Source organism: Kitasatospora sp. GP82, assembly GCF_029892105.1.
Classification (GTDB): Bacteria; Actinomycetota; Actinomycetes; order Streptomycetales; family Streptomycetaceae; genus Kitasatospora.
Map to the genome: position 1 here is coordinate 37,038 of NZ_JARZAJ010000036.1, position 15,040 is coordinate 52,077.

The window sequence follows — 15,040 nt, forward strand, 5'->3', positions numbered from 1 at the left end:
CGCGACCCGACGGCGGTGGAGGCTCACAGGCCGAGCGGTACTGGCCCGACCGGAACGTCACGGGCGATCAGCGCTGCCAACGGTGTGGCGAGATCGCGGGGTGAGAACAAGGGCACCCGGACACGTTATCCGGTCTCCACGGCGATCCTCGGCCGGGGAACGCCGGCTTCCTGACGCAGTGTCGGTGAGGAAGCGGGCGAGCACGGGTTGTCCACGCTCGGGCAGGGCGGCGCGCTGCCGGGGCGGTCCGAGTCGGGCGCTGTGAGCAAGATCTTCAAGGGCCTTCCGGAGCAGCTCGGGCGGGCAGGTTCCGGTCAAGGCTGCACGTGAGCGCTGACGTGCCGACAGGCTCGGGGCATGAGAGTCTGGCGAGTGATCGGTTGAGGGAACGGGCAGGCGATGGCATGGTGCGGTGGAGAACTGCGGGCCGCGCTACGGCGGGTAACGGCCGCCAGAACGCCGAAAGCTGGTCACTATGTGTGGACTGAGCGGAGAGATCCGCTTCGATGGCGGGCGGCCCGACCTTGCCGCCGTCGAGCGCATGACCGATCGGCTGGAAGCCCGTGGGCCTGACGGCAGGGGGCTGTGGGCGCAGCGCGCCGTGGCCCTCGGCCATCGGCGGCTGAAGATCATCGACCTGTCGGAGCGCGGGGCCCAGCCGATGACCGACCCGGAGAGCCGGCTCACCGGCGTCTTCAACGGTTGTATCTACAACTACCGGGAGTTGCGGGAGGAGCTGCAGGGCCTGGGGCACCGCTTCTTCTCCCGCTCCGACACCGAGGTGCTGCTGAAGGCCTACCGCCAGTGGGGTACGGACTGTGTCGGCCGGTTCCTCGGGATGTTCGCCTTCGCCGTGGTGGAGCAGGACACCGGCCGTGTGGTGCTGGCCAGGGACCGGCTGGGCATCAAACCGCTGTATCTGGCGGAACGGCCCGGCCGGCTGCGCTTCGCTTCGTCCCTGCCCGCCCTGCTCGCCGGCGGCGACGTGGACACCTCGCTCGACCCCGTCGCACTGCACCAGTACCTGACTCTGCACGCGGTGGTGGCCGCGCCACAGACGGTGCTGGCCGGGGTGCGCAAGCTCCCTCCGGCCACCGTTCGTGTCGTGGAACCGGACGGCAGGTGTCGCGATCACCGCTACTGGCAGCCGTCCTACGACCGCCGGCCGGAGCATGAGGGCATGGACGCCGCCGACTGGCGGGACGCGGTGCTGGAATCCGTGCGTACCGCCGTCCGCCGCCGCATGGTCGCAGATGTGCCGGTGGGCGTGCTGCTCTCCGGCGGGCTGGACTCCAGCCTGATCGTGGCACTGCTCGCCGAGGCGGGCCAGAGGGACCTGGCGACGTTCAGCGTCGGCTTCGAGGCGGAGGCCGGCGAGGCCGGCGACGAGTTCGTGTACTCGGATCTGGTCGCTCAGCAGTTCGCCACCGACCACCACCAGATCATGGTTCCCTCGGACCGGCTGTCGACCGCGCTGGACGGGGCGGTCGCCGCGATGAGCGAGCCGATGGTCAGCCACGACGTGATCGCCTTCCACCTCCTGTCGGAGGAGGTCTCCAAGGAGGTCAGGGTCGTCCAGAGCGGGCAGGGCGCGGACGAGGTCTTCGCCGGGTACCACTGGTATCCGGAGCTGGCCGCCGCGCGGCGCGACCGGGTGGCCGAGACCTACGCCCAGGTGTACTTCGACCGTCCGCACGCCGACCTGGCCAGGATGCTCCAGCCACACATGCTGACGGACCACGACGCCTCCGGTGAGCTCGTCAGGATCCACATGGCGGCCGACGGGGCCGATACCGCACTGGACGCGGCGCTGCGGCTGGACACCCACCTCATGCTGGTCGACGACCCGGTCAAACGGGTCGACAACATGACCATGGACTGGGGCCTGGAGGCACGGGTGCCGTTCCTGGACCACGAACTGGTGGAGCTGGCCGCCGCCTGCCCACCGCAGCTGAAAATCGCCCAGGGCGGCAAGGGCGTGCTCAAGGACGCCGGCCGCCGGATGCTGCCGTCCGGGATCGTCGACCGGCCCAAGGGCTACTTCCCGGTCCCGGCGATCCGCCACATGGCCGGCCCGGTGCTCGACCGGGTCCGTGAGGCCCTCACGGCCCCCGAGGCCAGGGCTCGGGGCGTCTTCCACGAGTCGTACGTGGCCCGGCTCCTGGCCGCGCCCGACGCGAACCGCACGAAGCGCGGGGCGAACGCCCTCTGGCAGGTAGCGGTGCTGGAGCTATGGCTGCAGAGACACGGAATCGGCTGACGGGCACCCCGGGGCTTCGGACGGCTGCTCCCACCCTCGCGTTCGGGCCCGGCAACTCCGCTACCGCGCCGGCGGCCCCCGTCGCGGTCCCGCTGCCCGACCTACCCGGCTCGCGGGACACCCCGGCCCCGGTGACGGCGCACGGCTGCTGGTATCCGTCGGCCGACCCGACGGGCGGGCAGGTGGCCTTCATCTGCAACCGTGCCGGTGTGCCGCAGCTGTGGGCCGGACCTGTGGACGGCAGCGAGGCCCACCTGCTGGACGCGAGCCCGGATCCCGTGACGGAGGTGTCCTGGTCACCCGACGGCCACTGGATCGCGTACACCGTCGCACCGGGCGGCGGAGAGCACACCCGGGTGCTGTGCATCCGCCCGGACGGCACCGGACGCCGGCTGCTGGGCGGGGCCGAGCCGGGTACCTCCGCCTACCTGGGCCGTTGGACGCGCGACGGCTCGGCCCTGGCCGTCACCATCGCCGAGCCCGCCGTGGCCAGGCCCGTGGACGGTGGTGCGGAGCAGACCCACGACGAGCCGGGCAGCGCCCTGCCGGACACCTCCACCGGCCCGTACACCGCGACACCGTCCGCCGGGCGGAGCAGCCGTGACGGACCCGCGGTGCTCCTGGGCGGCGCGCACCCCGGTGAGGTCGGGGTGGCCGCTGCACCGAGCATGCCGCCGCAGAGCGAGTTCCCCGCCCACCTCGAACCCGGCCCGTCCGCCGCGGAGTCCGCGCACGAGGCCGAGCACCTCGGCGCAGGCGACGACCTGGCCGTGTACCTGGTCGACCCCGGCGGCGTCCGCTCCCCGGTGCTGCTGGCCACCGATGCCGACGCCGCCACCCTGAGACTGTGCGACACCACCCCGGACGGCCGCCTCGCGCTGCTGCGCCGTGGCCCGCGCGGCCGCCGCGAGGCGGTGGTGCTGCGCACCGCCGGCCTGGAGAGGGCGTGCGTAGTGCCGGTGGCGGACGGCGACCCGTGGATCGGCCGTTTCTCGCCCGACGGCCGCACCCTGTGGCTGCGAAGCGACGCCGGCCGCGAATTCGCGGTTCTGCTCACCGCCGAGCTCGGCCCGGACGGTGACTGTCTGCGCCTGGCGGTGGCGGCCGAGCGTGATGACGCCGATCTGGAACTGCTGGCCGTGTCCGACGACGGCGGGTCAGCCGTTCTGGCCTGGAACGTGCAGGGCCGCAGTGAGGTGGAGGCCCATGCCCTGCCCGGCGGTGGTGTGGTCGATGTCGCCCCGCCCCGTCCCGTGGCACTGCCGCACGAAGTGGTCACCCGGATCACCCCGGCCGGCCCCGGGGGTCTGCTGCTGGCGCTGTCGGGTTCGGTGCGGCGCCCCGGCGTGTGGTGGCTGCCCTCCGGCGCGTCCCCCGTACGGACCGGCTGGTCCTCACGCGATGCGGACGCCGTCCCGGCCGGCCGGCCACCGGTGCGGCCCGAGCCGTTGCGGCTGTCCGCCCGCGACGGGTTGTCGCTGGGCGGCTGGTACTACCGCGCACCCCGACAGCACGGTCGCCCGAGCCCGTGCGTCGTCCACCTGCACGGCGGGCCCGAGGAGCAGGAACGGCCGGTGTTCGATCCCCTCTACCACGAGCTGCTGGGCCGCGGTCTGGACGTCTTCGCACCGGACGTGCGCGGCTCGTCGGGTTGGGGGCGGTCCTTCCGGGACGCCGATCTGGGTACCGGGCGGTTCGCGGCGATCGACGACGTCGCCGACTGTGCGGCTCACGCGGTCACAGCCGGACTCGCCGATCCGGGGCGGCTGGCCGTGATGGGACGGTCCTACGGCGGCTACCTGGTCCTGGCCTCCCTCGTGTGGCACCCGGAGCTGTTCCGCACCGGTGTCGCGGTCTGCGGCATGTCCGACTTCGAGACGTTCTTCGCCGGCACCGAGCCGTGGATCGCGGCGTCGGCGGCAGCCAAGTACGGCCACCCCGAGCACGACCGTGAACTCCTGCACGCCCTGTCCCCGATGACTCGCATCGACGCGCTGCGGGCGCCGCTGCTGGCGGTCCACGGCGAGCACGACACCAACGTGCCACCGGGCGAGTCCGAGCAGGTCGTGCAGGCGGCGCGCCGACGTGGTGTCCCGGCCGAGTTGCTGATGCTGCGTGACGAGGGCCACGAGTTCCTGCACACGGGCAACCGGGTGCTGTTCCGCCGCACCGCGGCGAGCTGGATCGAGAGGCACCTCGAGCCGTGAGCCGCGCCGTGGCGGTGACGGGCCGTCACAGACACGTCGTACTCACCGGGCCGTAGTGCCCAGGCTGGGTTCACCGGCTCCGGGCCGCAGATCCGGCGTGTGGTCAGCCGGTGCCGCGGTACTGGCTGATGAGTCCGGCGACGGCCGTCAGGTCCGCTGACTTTCTGGCAGGCTACGTGGTCGCTGGAGTATCGGAGGAAGAGAAGAGGATATGACGACCAATACGGACAACGTGGCGAGCGGGCCGGGCCGGGGGAGTGGCGCGACGAGTCCGCTGTCCGTCCCGGGCCCGCTGGTGACGGTCGGCTGGCTTGCGGAGCGGCTGGACCACCCCGATCTGGTGGTGCTCGATGCCAGCGTGGGGGCGGATCGCGGTGCGGAGCTGCGGATCCCGGGTGCGCGGCTGTTCGACCTCGATGGCGCGCTGTCCGACCGGTCGAGTCCGCTGCCCCACACGATGCCCGGCGCGGAGCACTTCGCACGGGAGATGCGCGCGCTCGGGGTCAACGACAGCAGCGCCGTCGTGGCCTACGACCGGGTGGGCATCTACTCCAGCGCTCGGGCGTGGTGGATGCTGCGGGCGATGGGCTTCGACCGGGTGGCCGTACTCGATGGTGGTCTGCCTGCCTGGGTCGCCGCCGGGCTGCCCCGACTTCCCCCCGGCGTGGCAGCCCCTCCGCCCGGCGACTTCGTGGCAAGGCCGCGCGAGGGGCTGATCGTCGACAGCGGCGTGGTGCAGGCGGCACTGTCCGACGGCGCCTCGGCGGTGCTCGACGCCCGTTCCAGGGAGCGATTCGCGGGGCAGGTCGAGGAGCCTCGGCCGGGACTGCGGAGCGGACACATGCCCGGCGCCGTGAACCTGCCGTTCGGCGATCTCCAGACGGACGGCCGGATGCGTCCCGCCGGTGAACTCCTGGCCCTCTTCTTTGATCTGGTCGGACGGCGCGAGCGCCTGATCTTCAGCTGCGGCTCGGGGGTCACCGCCTGCAACCTGGCCCTGGGAGCCGAACTGGCCGGGTACCGCGATCTCGCCGTGTACGACGGATCATGGAGCGAGTGGGGGCTTCCGTCCGAGCTGCCCGTGGCGGCGGGCCCGGTCCCGGCGGGCCCGGTGGTCTGAGACACCCCGACCCGGGAGACCGGGGTCCCGGTCCGAGGCGGTGAGTGCGTCAGCAGCCGACGGTGCGTCAACCATTGGTGTCAGAGGGCACGTTGTGAGAAGGCATGACATGCCCTTGGGCCTCACCATGTCTGGGAGCACCACGGATCAAGACAGTGACGCCCCGTGGCCCGAGACGTGAGGATACCTGCCCATGCCTATGTCCACAGAAGGCGCCGGCGGACAGCGCGGCCGGGCGTTCGAACACCCGGTGGCCTTCTGGCTGGGGACGCTGGCCTGCACCGTCGGCGTGCTGCTGCACCTGCCGATGTACCTGGGCGCCCGGGACATGGGCTACGAACTGGTCGGGATGGCGCCCGATCCCGAGATGATCGGCGGTATGGCGCTGATCGTCGTCGGGCTGCTCGCGGTGGTCTACGGCGTGGTGCCCACCGGGAGCCGGGAGATCCGGCGGACTGCGGCGCGGATCCGGATCAGGGCGCTGGACGACGCACCGATCGGCCGTGCGCATGTCGCGCTGCTCCTCGTGATGGCGGTCGCGGTGACGATCGACGTGATGAAGCCGACCACGCTGGCCTTTGTCGTACCGGGGTTCGCGCACGAGTACGGGCTGAAGTCACCGGGCAATCCGCACGGGCACATCCCGGTGTCCTGGCTGCCGCTCTCCGGTATCACCGGTACCGTCATCGGTTCGTGGGTGTGGGGCTGGCTCGGCGACCGGATCGGGCGGCGCTCGTCCATCCTGCTGGCGGGGATGCTCTTCGTCACGACCTCCATCTGCGGCGCGATGCCCGGCTACATCTGGAACCTGGGAATGTGCCTGGTGATGGGGATGAGCGCCGGGGGGATGCTCCCGATCACCTTCACCCTGCTCGCCGAGACGATCCCGGCGAGGCACCGGGGTTGGCTGATGGTCCTGATCGGCGGTGACATCGCGGGTGCGTACGTCCTCACCAGCTGGCTGGCCGGGTGGCTCACCCCGACCTACGGCTGGCGGATCCTGTGGCTGCTCGGGCTGCCCACCGGTCTGCTGTTCATCGCCCTGAACCGGTGGATCCCCGAATCGCCGCGCTTTCTGCTGGCGCTCGGCCGTCGTGAGGAGGCCGAGCAGGTCATGGCGCGCTACGGCGCCACCGCCGGCGAGATCGGGGAGGACGAGGCGGCGCTCGGCTCGGCCGTCGGGCGCGGCAGCTACCTTCACCTCTTCCGCCGCCCGCTCGCGGGGCCGACGATCGCGCTCACCGTCCTCGGCGTCGGGGTCGGGCTGATGACCTACGGCTTCCAGCTGTGGGTGCCCACCAACCTTCAGCACCTCGGCTATTCGGCGGTGCAGTCCGACTACGTGGTACGCAACGCCGCGCTGCTCGGCCTGCCGCTGACCGTTCTCACCGCGTGGATGTACGGGGTCTGGGGCAGCCGGAAGACGATCATCGCGGTGGCGGCTGCCACCGGCGTCACCCTCATGGGGTTCGTGTTCGCCGGTGATGCGCTGGCGCACGAGACGACACTGCTCTCGCTGCTGCTGGTGGTGCCGCTGTCCGGGGTCAGCTCGGTGGTGGCTGTGATGATCGCGTACGCGGCCGAGGTCTATCCGACCCTCGTCCGCTCGCGCGGGACGGGTCTGGCCGCCGCCATGACGAAGGCCGGCGGTGTGCTGATCCTCTCGCTCACGGTGGCGGCCGCTGCGATCCCGTCCATCACCACGACCGCGGTCATCGGTGCGATCCCGCTCTTCCTGGCGGTGTTGATGCTGCTGTGGATCGGTCCGGAGACCAGGCAGCGTCGCCTGGAGGAGATCAGCCGGGGCGTCATGGTCGTCGAGTCGTAGCGGGCGGAGACAGTTGGATATGCAAACTCTGTATGGTTGACTGCTGATCAGATCGCTGATTCGCGGTCCACACGGCCGATGTGGGAGAGCGCACATGACAGTGCAGCAGCAGTATGCAGGGCAGCCGCAGTCCTCGTCCGGCTGGGAGCGGGTGCCCGTGCACCTGGCCTACGACCACGCCAGGAAGAACATCGCCGAACTGCTCGGCAGTTGTCCCGAGGCGGCGCCTCTCGGCGTCCCCTCCTGTCCGCAGTGGACGGTGCGCGACATGGTCGCCCATCTGGTGGTGGTCTGCGGAGTGGTTACCAGTGATGCGGTGACCGACCCGGCGTCGATCCCTGCCGCGGTGGCCGAGTCCGTGCAGGCCCACGAGGGGGTCGGCGTCGCCGAGCTGCTCGTGGAGTGGGAGCAACTGGCCGAGCGGATCGAGGCTCTGGCCGAACGGGACGGCCGGCGCGCACGCGTCGTGACGATGGACGCCTTCACGCACGAGGTCGATCTGCGGCAGGTGCTGGACGCGCCGGTGCCCGCAGACCACCCCGCCTACCCGGTCGCGTTCGAGGTGCTCACCGACGGCCTGTCGGCCTCGGTGAACGCGAACGGCCTGCCGGCGTTCAGCCTTCGGGCACCCGGCGCCGAGTGGACCGTCGGGGAGGGGGCACCGGTCGCCACGCTCCGCGGGAGCAGGCACGACCTCCACCGCTCGCTCGCGGGTCGGCGGACGGCGGCGCAGATCGCGGCGCTGGACTGGAGCGCTCCGGCCGAGCCGTGGTTGCAGGCCTTCGCCTGGGGACCGTTCAGCCCGCCGGCCGAGGCCGCCGAGGCCGCCGAAGCCATGGAGTCCGTGGAGGCCGTCGAGCACGGCTGAGTCAACCCGTCGCCGAGTCAGCTGGATCGCGGGGCGACCAGTTCGAGCGCGGGCAGCCGCTGGCTGTCGAGCTCGGGCAGGGCCAGCAGGATGGGCAGGTCGAAGACGCAGCCGGCGCGGGTCGCGATATCCACCTCGATCACCCGCCCGGCCCGGACGGTGACCACCTGGCTGGTGCCGATGAACAGCGGCTGACGCCCCCGTCGGAAGGGGCCCGGGTCACAGACCGGTACGACCGCGACCTTGATGAACCACAGCCCGTCCGGGACGGCGTCCAGCCGGTACCGGCCGGGGGAGTCGAGGATGTCGCAGGACCTCGGTATGCCCTGCACGATCGGGTCCTTGAACGCACCGACGTAGATCCGGGTGGGCAGATCCGTCTCCGGAACGCTCACCGAGCCTTCCACCGTACCGAGGTCGGGTCCGGAGGCCGGTGCGGACAGCCGCGGCAGAACCGGGATGCCCGCGTGGGACAGCGCCCGGAAGCGGGCCGGCGAGATACTGACGCTCCGGGTGAAACGGCTGGTGAATGTGCCGAGGCTGTTGTAGCCGACGCGGTAGGAAATGTCGGTGACGGTCAGCGACGTTTCCAGCAGGAGGCCCTTGGCCTGGCAGATCCTGATCGCGGTCAGGAATCTGCCGGGCGAAGTGCCGGTGAGATCTCGGAAGACCCGCGAGAAGTAGAATTTGCTCAGTATCGCGGCGTCCGCCAGATCCTCCAGCAGCAATGGCTCGTCAAACCGGTCCCACATGGTGGCGATTGCACGCTCGACAGCGCTTTGCAGGATATCTCTCCAGTCCATGCGAAGAGGAATATGCAACTGGGTGCTCTTGTCCATGCGCGTGCAGCCCGCACGGTCGAACGCAGCCAATGACGCCGGATCCGACCGGTGAATTCCGCCCGCATGGCGAGCATGACGGAGATGTCATGACGGAGATGTCATGACAGAGATGCGCCGTGCTGCTTGGCTGGACCCCGGATCGGATTTCCGGGTAACTCACTATCCCCCGATGCCTCCGACAGTAGCGGAGTCCTCTGGTGCACTCAAGCTTGATGTGCGGGTTAAATGCGCGCGGCCAATGGGTAGCCAGTAAGGTTTTCCGGCGGATTACGTGGTGACCCTGCGCGGATATCCGGGTGGCCAACAGGGGCCTGACCTCGGTGACTTACCCCTGGCGGACCGTCAACTACGTTGGCTGAGTCCCCTATTCTGGCGGAGACCTTGGCCTGGCTGGAGTCCGGTCTGGCCGCCACCTACGACGGATGCGACCACTCCATCTTCCTCGGCTCCGTCCTGGCCCTCGGCCAAGGCCTCGCCACCCAGCCCCTCCTCTGCCGCACCGGCACCTTCCACCGTCTCGACCCCGACACCCCGTAACGGCCGCGACACCACACCGAGGCGTGAGAACCGCAGCCGCACAGCGCGGCCGAGCAGCGTTGCTCGGCCGCGCTCCGTGTCCTGCTTCCCGGGAGGGCTTCGGCGCCGGCTGTCCGGTCAGCTCCGGAGGGCGGGCCTGGTGCCGATGACGACGGTGGCGTAGAGGTCGTCGCAACTGGTGATGTGCGGGATCAGGCCGTTGCGGGCGAAGGCCTCGGCGGTCTGTGGTGCCTGGCGCTCACTGGTCTCGATCAGCAGGTGGCCACCGGGTGCCAGCCACAGCGGTGCTGCGGCGGTGACCCGTCGTTGGATGTCGAGGCCGTCCGAGCCGCCGTCGAGCGCGACACGGGGCTCGTGTTCGCGGGCTTCGACGGGCAGCAGTCCTATCTCTCCGGTAGGTACATAGGGTGCGTTGGCGACCAGGACGTCGATGCGGCCGCGCAGGGTGGCGGGCAGCGGGTCGTAGAGGTCGCCTTCGTACACCTGGCCGCCGCCGGCGATGTTGCGGCGGGCGCACCGCACCGCAGCCGGGTCGATGTCCGCGGCGTACAGTTCGACCCCGTCCACGCTCGCCATCAGCGCGGCGCCCACCGCACCGGAGCCGCAGCACAGGTCGACGACGACGGCTCCCGGCCGGGCGAGAGCGGCGGCCTGGCCGGCGAGGAACTCGGTACGCCGACGGGGTACGAAGACCCCGGGCTCCACGGCGATCCGCTGACCGCAGAACTCCGCCCAGCCGACGACCTGTTCGAGGGGCAGACCGATGATCCGCCGGTGCACCATGGCGGCGAGTTCTTCAGGTGTCCGCGCCGCGGCGATGAGCAACTGCGCCTCGTCCTCGGCGAAGACACAGCCGGAGGCCCGAAGCCTGGTGACGATGACGGGGAAGAAGAGAGGTGACGATGAAGTCGACATGAGGGCCTTCCGGGATACCGAAGGGCGCTCTCAAGGCTACCTATGCCCGAAGGGCGGTACGGCCGTGAGGTGAAAGCACCCAGACTGCTACAGCGGTAATGGGTCCCACCTCCTCGGTCGTTCACTGCTTGAGGCCGCAACAATACCCGAGTCATGGAGCGGCGCACACGCCCTGGGGTTCAGGTCGCCGCGTGCACGGTCATCGGCAGGCCGTAGCGCACCCGGAGGGTCAGCATCGGTTCGGGGCGGACGACATGGCCGGGCAGGCCGGTGAGCCGGAGGTCGCGGGCGACGAGGGCGGTGACGACGGTGGCCTCCAGCATGCCCAGGGTGTTGCCGACGCAGAAGCGCGGCCCCGCGCCGAAGGGGAGGTAGCTGTCGCGGGACCGGTGCGCCGTGCGGTCGACGGCGAACCGCTCCGGATCGAAGCGGTCGGGGCGCGGGTCCTCCTCCCGCCGGGTGGCGTCGAGCAGGCGGGAGAGCACGTCGCCGCCGTCGGTGCCGGGGTGGGCGGTCCGTTCGGCCGCGAGGTGCCCAGCGGAATCTGGGCAGGCGGGCCATCACCCAGCCGGGTCGTGCGGTCGCCTACTTCCATCGTGCTCACCGGAGTTGGGCGCGGGAGGCGCCTCGGCAGGCGCTTCGGCAGGCGTCCTCGCTCAGGGCAGTACGGAAGAAGTCCGGAGGCCGGTTGCGCACGCATACTCACGGTGCCCGAGCCGAACCGGGCCCCGTGCTGTCGGTCCTCGGCAGCGTCGGGCCCCGGCACGACCGGGCTTCGACCAGAGAGCGAACTGCCAGAAACTGGCCCAGCCAAGGAGGCATGTCAGCGTGAGTAGAGTCATCGCCGGTCCGGCGGCCGCCGCCCCGCCGCACAGCTCCCTCTTCGTCACCGGCCGGTTCCCGCGCCGCCGGGGACTGCTTCTGCTGCTCAGCGTCGTTGCCGGATTCCTGGCGGCCTATGCCTGGGACGCCAAGCTGGTGGACGACGAGATCGGGTTCACCAGCGCGAACGCCATGCTCGGCCACAACGCCCATGCCACGCCGATCGGCGGGATCGCCTCGGGTGTGGTGTTCGCCTTTGTCTCCGGGCTGGCCGGGTCCTTCACGGCCTGCAACATCGCCGCGTTCGGTGCGGTCGGTCCGCTGGTCGGACAGGCGCAGTCGCGGCGGGCCAGGTTTCTGCAGGCCGTCCGGCCGCTGGGCTGGCTGGCGGCGGGGATGATCCCCGTCTCGGCGGCCTACGGGGCTCTCGTCGGGATCGTCGGGACGCACCTACCGCAGTTCTCGACGGCCGCGAGCAAGGGGCTTTCACCGAGGTCCGTGCAGTCGATGGCGGTGTTCGGGCTGGTCGCGGTGGTGATGATCGTGCTGGGGCTGGCGGCGGCCGGGCTGATCGGGGATCCGCTGGCGGCGCTCTCGCGACGGTTCCCCAATGCTCCGCTGGTGCTGGTCGGAGCGCTGATCGGTGGATTCCTCATCGGCCGCCCGTATCCGCTGTTCCGCGACCTGTTCCGGCACGCCGCCACCACGCACAGCCCGCTCTACGGGGCAACGGCCTTCGCGCTGCAGTCGATCGGGAACATCGTCGTGATGTCGGTGCTGTTCGTCCTGCTCTCGTACGGGGTCGGCGGACGGCTGCGGCGCTGGCTCGCGGCCGAGCCGGCTCGGGCCAGTGCGCTCACCGCGGCGGCGTTCCTGGTGGCCGGGGTCTTCACGCTCGTCTACTGGGACGTGCGGATCCTGGGCCGGCTCGGGTACATCTGGTTCCCGCCGTCGCCCTGGAGCTGATCCAGTTCGATGCCAGTGTCAACTCGGGTACGCCGGAGCGCGGTTGGGCTCCGGCGTACCCGAGTGCCGTTCCGCCGTGCAGGGGAGTCGGCCCCGGCGTCCCCGTGCGCGTGCCATGGACTTCATCGCCTCGGGGACGGCGTCCCCCGCTCCCACCATCAGGCCGCAGACCTGAGCGTCGAAGCAGGCGTCGGCGTCGTAGGGCTCGATCAGGTAGCCGCCCAGCTCCAGGGTGACCAGGCCGTGCAGTGCGATCCACATCTGGTGTGCCACCAAGTACGCGTCCCCGACGGGGAATCGGCCCGCCGCCATACAGCGGTCGACCGCCTGCACCAGGATCTCCAGGGTGTACTGCCCGTGCTGGCGGTCGTCGTCGGTCAGCGCGAATCCGCCCGGGCTGGAACCGCCGAACATGATGCTGTAGAGATAGCGGTGTTCGAGGGCGTTGGCCCGGTACGCATGACCGAGTGACACCACGTCCGCGACCGGGTCGGAAGAATTGCCGATGCGGCTCATCCGGCGGTTCAGCCGGGCGAAGCCCTCGTGCACCATGGCCCGGACCAGATCGTCCATACCGCCGAAGTGGGTGTGGACGGCGCTGGTGGAGCTGCCCACGGCGGCGGCCAGACGCCGCGTCGTCAGCGCCAATGGGCCCTGTTCGGCGAGGAGTTGAGCGGCTGCTTCGATGAGTTCCGCTCCGAGTTTCGGATCTGCCTGACGTGGGCTCACTCTTGACATCTTTTCATGCTGGGCAGTACGCCTGAAGGGTAACCTCGTTACGTAACACCGATACGTACTGGCGGGCAGCGATGTTCACCCAGACATTCGGCACGTCGCACCAGCCTGGTCGCCGAGAGTGCGGACCGCCGAGTGCGGGTGCCTCGGAGGCTCGCGCTCCCTATTGCCGGTCGGTCTGACTCCGGTGCACCTCTCCGAGCCCCGCGCCGTGTCGGCGCAGCCTGCGTGATCGCAGACCGACCATGCCCGTTGTCATCCGAACGAGTGGCCCCCGGGCATGACTGTTGATCATGGAACGGACTCGGTGTGCCGGTTGGCCGCCGGCGACGCTGTGGTGACGCGGTGGGCCCACCCTTGATCGCGGGGGTGGGGGCATTCGATCGTCGGGCGGTCGCTCCAGGTGACGATCAGGTGACGAAGTGCGCATACCATCTGCAGGTCGGGCTTCGAGCAGGAGAGCCGTCCATGCATGCACAGTTCCTGGAGTCGCCGGTTCTGATCCCCGGTCAGGGTCACGCACCGACTCTCCATCTCTTCGGTGGGCCGCGCGTCGTCCAGGCCGGGCGTCGGCTGGAGGTCCCCGAAGGCAGTAAACGGCTGCTTGCCTTCGTTGCCCTCAACGGTGGTCGGGTCGAGCGGCGTTATGCCGCAGGAGTGTTGTGGCCGCTGGGTGACGACCTGCGGGCGGCGGGCAACCTCCGCTCCGCGCTGTGGCGGCTCAGGGCCGCCGGTATCGACGTACTCGACTCCGACAAGTACGCGCTGAGAGTGCGCGAACACACCGTGGTCGACCTCTACGTCCTGTGCGACTGGGCGGGCCGCCTCATCGGCGGAACCGCCACCACCGGCGACCTGTGCGCCCTCAAGTGGCGGGCGGACGCGCTGGATCTGCTTCCCGGCTGGTACGACGACTGGGTGCTGATCGAACGCGAGCGGATCAGACAGCGCCTGCTGCACGCCCTGGAGGCCCAGAGCCGCCACCTCGTCCGGGCGGGGCGGTATGCGGAGGCGGTCGAGTCGGCGATGGTCGCGGTCGGCGTCGAGCCGCTGCGCGAGAGCGCGCAGCGCTCGCTCATCGAGGCCCACCTGGCCGAGGGCAACCTGGTCGAGGCGCTGCGGAGCTATGACGCCTACCGCAGACTCACCCGCCGGGAACTCGGTGTCGAGCCCGGCGGTGAACTCTCGTCGCTGCTGCGGCTGCACTGCGACTCCGGCCGCCGTCGGCCGCGCACCGAGGAGGCCGGCCGGGTCTGACCTCGGACCGGCCAGCCGGGCATGTTCTGACGGGCCTCGGCCGAGGTCCTCCAATTGGTGTACCCAGATCCGGACTTGGAGATCAGATCCGGTACGTCAGCAGGATCGCGGTCGCCAGTGCGATGGTCCCACCGAAGGCGAGGAAGGCGTACTCCAGCCAGCGGCGTTCACGGCCATCGACGAGGACCTGGCCCGGGTCGTCCGGGTCGTAGGTGATCGACACCTGCCCGCCGTCGATCAGACGGTGCGTTCGGCTGGGCGGTACCGGCGAGAAGACCTCCACCACCCGGCCGTCCTCGGTGGTGAACTGCAGCAGCGGACGCGGGCTGCCCGCCCGGTCCTCCTCGTCCAGGGTGCGGTACCTGATCAGCGCCTGCGCGGGCAGACCCACTTGGCGCAGTCGCCGGATCTCTCTCAGCCCCGCCCGCCCGGCGAGAACGGCGACCGCGCCGCCGAGCCCGGCAAACAGCGCCAGGCACACCCAGACCGTGCCGCTCATCGTCCCCCTGCCTCCTGTGGAGCTCGGTGGCCGTCCATGAATTTCGGTGGGGTTTCCGTAACGGTGTCACCGTCTCCAGTCTGCGCTTGATGCCGCAGGTCCGTCGCCATGTGGTGCGGGAATCCACGGCAGGGCCCATCAAGTTTGCGTCAGGAGAGCGGGGCTGGTGGTCAAAGCGCCGTCA

The 15,040-nt window shown here is 70.5% G+C and carries 12 protein-coding genes and 1 pseudogene; 8 read left to right on the forward strand and 5 right to left on the reverse strand.

The genetic code is table 11. From position 1 onward, the window contains the following. Nucleotides 1-475: 475 nt before the first annotated feature. The 5 genes from P3T39_RS28445 to P3T39_RS28465 all read left to right on the forward strand — a co-directional run bounded on the left by P3T39_RS28445 (nucleotide 476) and on the right by P3T39_RS28465 (nucleotide 8,283). Nucleotides 476-2,260: an N-acetylglutaminylglutamine amidotransferase gene (locus P3T39_RS28445; RefSeq protein WP_280701987.1), complete on the forward strand. Its 1,785-nt coding sequence runs from the start codon at nucleotides 476-478 to the stop codon at nucleotides 2,258-2,260. Next, a complete protein-coding gene (locus P3T39_RS28450) occupies nucleotides 2,233-4,467 on the forward strand; it encodes a prolyl oligopeptidase family serine peptidase (RefSeq protein WP_280701988.1) in 2,235 nt (744 codons plus the stop codon). The genes P3T39_RS28445 and P3T39_RS28450 overlap by 28 nt, the downstream gene beginning before the upstream one ends. Nucleotides 4,468-4,678: 211 nt before the next feature. Further along, a complete protein-coding gene (locus tag P3T39_RS28455; protein WP_280701990.1) occupies nucleotides 4,679-5,587 on the forward strand; it encodes a sulfurtransferase in 909 nt (302 codons plus the stop codon). A gap of 193 nt (nucleotides 5,588-5,780) precedes the next feature. After that, nucleotides 5,781-7,415: an MFS transporter gene (locus P3T39_RS28460; protein WP_280701992.1), complete on the forward strand. Its 1,635-nt coding sequence runs from the start codon at nucleotides 5,781-5,783 to the stop codon at nucleotides 7,413-7,415. 94 nt (nucleotides 7,416-7,509) lie between these two features. Next, nucleotides 7,510-8,283: a maleylpyruvate isomerase family mycothiol-dependent enzyme gene (locus P3T39_RS28465; protein ID WP_280701994.1), complete on the forward strand. Its 774-nt coding sequence runs from the start codon at nucleotides 7,510-7,512 to the stop codon at nucleotides 8,281-8,283. 17 nt (nucleotides 8,284-8,300) lie between these two features. Here P3T39_RS28465 and P3T39_RS28470 read toward each other — a convergent pair whose 3' ends face one another. Further along, nucleotides 8,301-9,155, reverse strand: a complete 855-nt coding sequence (locus P3T39_RS28470; protein ID WP_280701995.1) for a helix-turn-helix transcriptional regulator — start codon at nucleotides 9,153-9,155, stop codon at nucleotides 8,301-8,303. A gap of 321 nt (nucleotides 9,156-9,476) precedes the next feature. On the opposite strand from P3T39_RS28470, the gene P3T39_RS28475 reads away from it, so the two are divergent. Next, the gene (locus tag P3T39_RS28475) at nucleotides 9,477-9,662 is read left to right on the forward strand and encodes a flavin reductase family protein (RefSeq protein ID WP_280701996.1); all 186 of its coding nucleotides are present in this window, start codon (nucleotides 9,477-9,479) and stop codon (nucleotides 9,660-9,662) included. 117 nt (nucleotides 9,663-9,779) lie between these two features. On the opposite strand, the gene P3T39_RS28480 is transcribed toward P3T39_RS28475, so the two are convergent. Beyond that, nucleotides 9,780-10,577, reverse strand: coding sequence for a putative protein N(5)-glutamine methyltransferase (locus tag P3T39_RS28480; protein ID WP_280701998.1), 798 nt, complete (start codon nucleotides 10,575-10,577; stop codon nucleotides 9,780-9,782). A gap of 179 nt (nucleotides 10,578-10,756) precedes the next feature. Beyond that, nucleotides 10,757-11,014, reverse strand: a pseudogene (locus P3T39_RS28485) (cytochrome P450); the annotation flags it as partial. Nucleotides 11,015-11,405: 391 nt separating this feature from the next. Between P3T39_RS28485 and P3T39_RS28490 the strand changes: the two are divergent. Next, nucleotides 11,406-12,365, forward strand: a complete 960-nt coding sequence (locus P3T39_RS28490) for a hypothetical protein (protein ID WP_280702001.1) — start codon at nucleotides 11,406-11,408, stop codon at nucleotides 12,363-12,365. Nucleotides 12,366-12,383: 18 nt separating this feature from the next. Here the strand turns inward: P3T39_RS28490 and P3T39_RS28495 are convergent, their stop codons facing one another. Further along, nucleotides 12,384-13,094 carry a TetR/AcrR family transcriptional regulator gene (locus tag P3T39_RS28495; protein ID WP_280702002.1) on the reverse strand — a complete coding sequence of 237 codons (711 nt, stop codon included), beginning with the start codon at nucleotides 13,092-13,094 and terminating at the stop codon, nucleotides 12,384-12,386. 474 nt (nucleotides 13,095-13,568) lie between these two features. On the opposite strand from P3T39_RS28495, the gene P3T39_RS28500 reads away from it, so the two are divergent. After that, entirely contained in the window at nucleotides 13,569-14,357 is a 789-nt protein-coding gene (locus P3T39_RS28500; protein ID WP_280702003.1) for a BTAD domain-containing putative transcriptional regulator, read from the forward strand. An 82-nt stretch (nucleotides 14,358-14,439) separates the two neighbouring features. Here the strand turns inward: P3T39_RS28500 and P3T39_RS28505 are convergent, their stop codons facing one another. After that, entirely contained in the window at nucleotides 14,440-14,856 is a 417-nt protein-coding gene (locus tag P3T39_RS28505) for a DUF3592 domain-containing protein (RefSeq protein WP_280702005.1), read from the reverse strand. Nucleotides 14,857-15,040 lie beyond the last annotated feature (184 nt).

What these genes read in the sequence shown, in the direction of transcription:
- P3T39_RS28445 (WP_280701987.1), top strand. Translation starts at nt 476, where the DNA reads ATGTGTGGACTGAGCGGAGAGATCCGCTTCGATGGCGGGCGGCCCGAC.
- P3T39_RS28460 (WP_280701992.1), top strand. Translation starts at nt 5,781, where the DNA reads ATGCCTATGTCCACAGAAGGCGCCGGCGGACAGCGCGGCCGGGCGTTC.
- P3T39_RS28505 (WP_280702005.1), bottom strand. Translation starts at nt 14,856, where the DNA reads ATGAGCGGCACGGTCTGGGTGTGCCTGGCGCTGTTTGCCGGGCTCGGC.
- P3T39_RS28480 (WP_280701998.1), bottom strand. Translation starts at nt 10,577, where the DNA reads ATGTCGACTTCATCGTCACCTCTCTTCTTCCCCGTCATCGTCACCAGG.
- P3T39_RS28500 (WP_280702003.1), top strand. Translation starts at nt 13,569, where the DNA reads ATGCATGCACAGTTCCTGGAGTCGCCGGTTCTGATCCCCGGTCAGGGT.
- P3T39_RS28450 (WP_280701988.1), top strand. Translation starts at nt 2,233, where the DNA reads ATGGCTGCAGAGACACGGAATCGGCTGACGGGCACCCCGGGGCTTCGG.
- P3T39_RS28465 (WP_280701994.1), top strand. Translation starts at nt 7,510, where the DNA reads ATGACAGTGCAGCAGCAGTATGCAGGGCAGCCGCAGTCCTCGTCCGGC.
- P3T39_RS28455 (WP_280701990.1), top strand. Translation starts at nt 4,679, where the DNA reads ATGACGACCAATACGGACAACGTGGCGAGCGGGCCGGGCCGGGGGAGT.